1 protein-coding gene is annotated in these 1,258 nt (G+C 74.2%); it reads left to right on the top strand.

Annotation, left to right across the window (positions count from 1 at the left end; translation table 11 throughout):
- A partial coding sequence (locus ACZ4WH_RS43975) for a peptidoglycan-binding protein (protein WP_468191978.1) occupies nt 1–1,101 on the top strand: 1,101 nt, incomplete at its 5' end.
- Nucleotides 1,102–1,258: the final 157 nt, after the last annotated feature.

The raw sequence follows: 1,258 nt of genomic DNA, 5'->3' as shown, positions 1-1,258 counted from the left end.
CACCGCGCCGGGCGTTTCTTCATGTCTGGAGACCCCCGCATGTCCGTCAAGATCATCAGCCGTGCCACGTGGGGCGCCAAGCCGTGGGACAACGACCCCGACAGCGACGGCCCCGCATACGTCCCGCTCACCAGCCGCCGAGAGTTCTTCGTCCACTACGACGGAGCGCACCACATCAACGCGACCGGCTACGCCATCCCGCGCGCGATCGAGGCGCAGCACCTCGCCCAGGGGTGGGCGGGTATCGGCTATCACTTCGTCGTCGACCAGGCCGGGAACATCTACGAGGGCCGCGGGTGGACGCGCCAGGGCGCGCACTGCCCCGGATTCAACATCTCCGGCATCGGCGTACAGATCGCCGTCGGCGGCGACCAGCAGCCCAGCGAGGCCGCCCTCGCCGCGTGCCGCGCCCTGTACGACGAGGCGTGCCGCCGCACCGGCCGCACCCTCGCCAAGCGAGGCCACCGCGACGGCATCGCCACCCAGTGCCCCGGCGACATCCTGTACGCGTGGGTCCAGGCCGGCATGCCCGCCAAGGGGTACACCCCGCCCGCGGGTGGCACCGCGCCGTCCGGCGGCACGCCCGCCCGCTACCGCGTCACCATCAACGGCCTGTCGTACGGCTACGGCTCGCACGGCTCGCACGTGACCCGCGTGGGCGAGGCCCTGGTCGCCGCCGGTTTCGGCGACGCGTACGCCGTCGGCCCCGGCCCGGAGTGGACCGACGCCGACACCGAGGCGTACGCGGCCTATCAGCGGTCGCTCGGCTACACCGGGGCCGACGCCGACGGCGTGCCCGGGGAAACGTCCCTGCGGCGCCTGCTCGGCACCCTGCCCGGCAAGACGACCAGCACCACGAAGGCGCCGGCCTACCCCGGCCGCGACGCGTTCGGCCCCGGCAAGCGCAACAACCACGTGACCCGCCTCGGCGAGGCCCTGGTCGCCAAGGGATACGGCCGGTACTACAAGGTCGGGCCCGGCCCGTCCTGGTCGGACGCCGACCGCAACGCGACCCGTGCGTTCCAGCGCGCCCAGGGGTGGACCGGCGCCGACGCCGACGGCTACCCGGGCCCCGAGACGTGGCGCCGCCTGTTCGCATGACCCCCTCGCCCGCCCGGCACCGCGCCGGGGGGGGCCGGCCGTAGAGAGGACACACACCACACAAACCCGCAGACCACACACGCACCCCCCCCCTCACCCCCGACGCTCTCCCCCACCGTCGCCGCGCGGCTCACAGCCTCCCCCGCCATCGCGCAGA

The sequence above is a fragment of the Streptomyces sp. NPDC029138 genome (genome assembly GCF_055564375.1).
This window is presented reverse-complemented; position numbering and strand designations above follow the sequence as displayed.